This window comes from Aeromonas sp. PrichA-15 (assembly GCF_017939245.1).
GTDB lineage: Bacteria > Pseudomonadota > Gammaproteobacteria > Enterobacterales > Aeromonadaceae > Aeromonas > Aeromonas caviae.
The window spans coordinates 1-4,426 of sequence record NZ_JAGKRH010000208.1 but is presented as its reverse complement, the minus strand read 5'-3'; the positions used below and the strand labels follow the sequence as shown (position 1 = coordinate 4,426).

The following is a 4,426-nucleotide window of genomic DNA, read 5'->3' as shown; positions in this document are numbered from 1 at the left end:
TCACTGAAGGGAGAATCGATGAGAAAGAGGAGAAGTGAGTTGACCCAATCTGAACACTCGAGTTAGAAACGGGGTGACGTGAGCGCGTTAAGGATCAGGGTGTTCACGTTGGCCGGAATGGCTGTTCAACTTCGCCGGAATACGCATGGCGAACACCGCCAGGGTCACTATGATGACCACGGTTGCCAACCACTGGGTATTGAGACCGGTGTAGAGGGCCCCGCACAGGCTCTCTGCGGGGAACTGGGCCGCCGCCATGCCGGTGTAGTGCATGCCGATGATGGCCGCCCCCATCACCAGGGAGGCGAGGGCCTTGCTGAAGAAGGCGCGGGGCGAGCTGTTGCGCAGGCGAAACGCTATCCAGAGCGCGGCACCCGAGGCGAATACCGCGATGAGGATGGAGAGGATGAAGAGCCCAGGCAGGTAGTGGATGCCGGGCGTTATCTTCATGGCCGCCATGCCGATGTAGTGCATGGTGGCGATGCCGGCCCCCATCAGCACGGCCCCGAACAGGATCTGGTGCCAGGGGAGCTGGGGACGACTCACCAGCCAGAGCGCAAAGGCCGAGGAGCCGATGGCCGCCACCAGGGAGAGACCGGTGAGGGTCAGATCGTATCCCAGCGCGATGGGCAGGTTGAAGGCGAGCATGCCGATAAAATGCATGGACCAGATGCCGAGCCCCATGGCGAAGGCTCCCCCCGCGAGCCAGAGCACGGCGGCCCGTCCCCGACTCTGGCTCACCCGACTGGTCATGGTCAGCGCCGTGTAGGAGGCGAGCACCGCCACCAGGATGGAGAAGAACACCAGATCCTGGCTGTAATAACTGTCGAGCATGGGGTGGGTTGGGGTCACGTTCATTTACTCTGGGGTACATCAGGGCCTGAGCCTGGGCCGGGTCAGGGGAAATCGGGTGGCAGATTGTACACTAGGCGTCCCTGTCTTGAGCCAGAGATTCGTACCAAAATGGCCCCCGGATCAGAGCAAAAACTCTGTCTTTTCTGGCATTGGCCGCCATCCTGTGACCGATAAACCGGCACATCCCCATTTTATCCCGTCTGAACAACAAGATAGGGGAGCATGGGGCGCTTGCCACGGCGCTGGCGGGCCCGTGGCGAAGGCGTGTGGTATGCGCACAAGGCGCCTGTGCGATAAAGGTGCGCAGCCCCTGTTGTCCTTTCACGATCGCCGCAGACCATGCGCTCAAGGAGTCAGCACAAGCCTGCATCCTCCGGGTCTTGGTTGACCCGGTACATCTGTTATCATCTTCCCCCTGTTTTTCTTATCTCGTTGACTCTGCTGGAGAAACCATGTCTCGAACCCTCTATTTGCTGCGCCACGGCCAGACCCGTTATAACGCCGAATTGCGGTTGCAGGGGCGTTGCAACTCCGAGCTGACCCCCAGGGGAGAAGCCCAGGCCCTCGCCATGGGGGCCCGTCTGGCCAAGCTCCTGACCGAGCCCACCGACTGGACGATCTACGCCAGCCCCCTCGGCCGGGCACGGCAGACGGCGGAGCGGGTGTGTCAGCAGCTTGGCTTGGACCAGGAGCGCATCATCTGGGACGAGCGGCTGGTGGAGCTAGGGATGGGGGAGTGGGAGAGTCGCCGGGTGCCCGAGCTGCTGGCGGCCCACCCCGAGCTGGATCTGGAGGAGCCGGACTGGTATCTGCGGGCCCCCCATGGCGAGAGTTTTGAGAGCATTCAGCGCCGGGCCCGGCAATGGCTTGAGGACGAGCAGATTGCCGAGCAGGCCATCGTGGTTTCTCACGGTCTCTTTGGCGCCATGCTGCGCGGCGCCTATGTGGATCTGGACTACACCACCACCTGGCTGCAGGAGCTGCCACAGGATGCCTTCTTCAAACTCAGTGGTGGTCGCATAGAGCGGATTGCCTGCTGACCACACGAAGGCGGCCCGCCGTGGGTGGGCCTTGTTGTGATGGGTCGCTCAGCCAACTGCCAATTTGGCCGCTTCTTTCCACATAAAAGGCGGCATCGGAGCAGTGAGACGCCATTTAATGTTCATCGGTTGGCTACCGCTGTGGGAGATGTACTCCACCTCACCAAAGTTCACAAAGCCAAGGGTGCGGCCAAATTCATCTTTGCTCTGCTCACGAACGAACAGAAACACGCGCTTACCCTCTGCCCTGTGGTTTATGTAACTCAGCCCCTTGCCTCGCTCTGGGCGAGCGCTGTTTTGGCTCTGCCAATGGAACAGTGACTCATTAATGGCGTAGTCGTGATAACGGGTGGTGGGGGAGAAGTGCTGCTCCGTTTTGTTCAAGGTCACGAACAGCAACTCGATATTGTGCTCTGCGATGACATAGACCCCTTCGCGAGCCGTGGGTTGCTGCGCGAAGGTGGTTGCCCCAAAGCCAACCAGCACTTGCTCTCTGGCATAGCGAGCATGCAGTTGTAGTGGATTGCCGGGAAGATCTGGCATGGCGCTTTGTTCGTGCTGCACCCGGTTGATCAGCATGGGCAACAGATCTGCCAGCTCGGCCCTTAACTCTGGTTGATTGAGTTGTTTCAGGCTGTGCGCCAAGGAGCTAAAGCCTGCGTTGGGGCCGCTTTGTTGCCAGAAGTCGTAATGGCACATCAAGGCCATCCGCTCATCGTGCTCAGCCGTTAAGGTAAAGGCGCTTTCCACCAAGGTTTGTAAGAAGTTCAAGTAATGGAGCGCATCGCAGCCCAATAGCCGGGTTTTGATGGCCCGGGTGTAGAGGGTCGACAGCTTCTCATCACTCATTTCAGAAATGGTATGGTTGTGGGCCTGTTTGACCAAGGCGCTCCAATTGCCGCGCTTGTAGATCTCCTCAAGGCTGATATGAGGGTAGAACTTCAGAAAATTCGCCAGTGTCAGCGGTAAATCGCAATCCTGTGAGAAACGGCGGATCAGGCCCATGAGGCGCGAGGTATTGAGAGTCGCCTTTTTGATATTGCTCAGAATTAACTCTTGGGTCTGTTTTGAGAGCTCGATGCGGCAGCCCAAGGGGGCGTGAGGGAAGCCCTGTTTGATCTCGTGGCTGATCGCCTTATTGGTTTTACCCACCAGAGCCCGGAATTTCTGGGCAAAGTCATACTCCGCACGGGCATTCCCAACAAAGTCCAATACGGTGCAGCACTCTTTATCGCTCGCCAGCCGCAGGCCACGTCCCAATTGCTGCAAGAAGATGGTGAGGCTTTCCGTTGGTCGTAAAAACAGCAAGGTATCGACTTCCGGGATATCAACCCCTTCGTTGAAGATGTCCACCACGCAGAGAATATTGATAACGCCGGTACGCAAATCTTGTTGCTTACTATGTCGCTCGTCTCGGTTATCGCTAGTGAGGATGTCAGCCTTGATGCCCTTCAATAAAAATGCCTTGCACATAAAGTCGGCATGTTCACGGCTCACACAAAATGCCAGTGCTTTGATCTTGGTAATATCGGTGACGATCTCATTGAGGCTCTGGACTATCTTCTGTACCCGCTGCTGATTGTGGGTATAGATATTGGTGAGCTCAGTAATGTCATAACGGCCATTTTTCCAAGTCACTTGGCGCAAGTCAGTATCATCATCGATACCAAAATATTGGAACGGACAGAGATGGCGACGATTGATGGCCTCGGGCAAGCGGATCTCTGCTGCGATGACACCACAAAAGTCGGCAAGAATATCACCGCCATCATGGCGCTCTGGCGTTGCGGTTAATCCCAACAGAATCTGAGGTTCAAAGGTGGCGAGCAGACCGCGATAACTGGCCGCCGCAATATGGTGAACCTCATCAATGACGATGTAATCGAAATAGTCTTGACTAAGACGTAAATTAGCCAGCTGGTTATTCAAGGATTGCACCGAGGCAAACAGCTGACGGTAGTGGGTTGGCACGGCGCCGCCGACCAAGAGTTCGCCAAAATTTGATTGCTTGAGCACTCCGCGGTACGAGGCTAAGGAAGGTGCGAACAAGTCCCTGATATGAGATCATGTTTGTCATCTGGAGCCATGAAAAAGGGTTCATCATGAGTCATCAGCTCACCTTCGCCGACAGTGAATTCAGCAGTAAGCGCCGTCAGACCAGAAAAGAGATTTTCTTGTCCCGCATGGAGCAGATTCTGCCATGGCAAAACATGGTGGAAGTCATCGAGCCGTTTTATCCCAAGGCTGGTAATGGCCGGCGACCTTATCCGCTGGAAACCATGCTACGCATTCACTGCATGCAGCATTGGTACAACCTGAGCGATGGCGCGATGGAAGATGCTCTGTACGAAATCGCCTCCATGCGTCTGTTTGCCCGGTTATCCTTGGATAGCGCCTTGCCGGACCGCACCACCATCATGAATTTCCGCCACCTGCTGGAGCAGCATCAACTGGCCCGCCAATTGTTCAAGACCATCAATCGCTGGCTGGCCGAAGCAGGCGTCATGATGACTCAAGGCACCTTGGTCGAT

Annotated in this window: 2 protein-coding genes and 2 pseudogenes; 2 read left to right on the top strand and 2 right to left on the bottom strand. The window is 56.6% G+C overall.

Annotated features, from left to right (window positions below; all coding sequences use genetic code 11):
* Window positions 1-87: 87 nt before the first annotated feature.
* Window positions 88-858: an MHYT domain-containing protein gene (locus J9889_RS19510; protein ID WP_246878141.1), complete on the bottom strand. Its 771-nt coding sequence runs from the start codon at window positions 856-858 to the stop codon at window positions 88-90.
* 449 nt (window positions 859-1,307) lie between these two features.
* Here J9889_RS19510 and J9889_RS19505 point away from each other — a divergent pair, with 449 nt between their 5' ends.
* Window positions 1,308-1,895 carry a histidine phosphatase family protein gene (locus tag J9889_RS19505; RefSeq protein WP_128345136.1) on the top strand — a complete coding sequence of 196 codons (588 nt, stop codon included), beginning with the start codon at window positions 1,308-1,310 and terminating at the stop codon, window positions 1,893-1,895.
* Window positions 1,896-1,943: 48 nt separating this feature from the next.
* Here the strand turns inward: J9889_RS19505 and J9889_RS19500 are convergent.
* Window positions 1,944-3,932 (bottom strand): annotated as a pseudogene (locus J9889_RS19500) (DUF3427 domain-containing protein); the annotation flags it as partial.
* Between the two features lie 65 nt (window positions 3,933-3,997).
* Between J9889_RS19500 and J9889_RS19495 the strand changes: the two are divergent.
* Window positions 3,998-4,426 (top strand): annotated as a pseudogene (locus J9889_RS19495) (IS5-like element IS5B family transposase); the annotation flags it as partial.

Excerpts from the sequence above, each read along its gene's own strand:
- J9889_RS19510 (WP_246878141.1), bottom strand. The coding sequence starts at position 858 with ATGAACGTGACCCCAACCCACCCCATGCTCGACAGTTATTACAGCCAG.
- J9889_RS19505 (WP_128345136.1), top strand. The coding sequence starts at position 1,308 with ATGTCTCGAACCCTCTATTTGCTGCGCCACGGCCAGACCCGTTATAAC.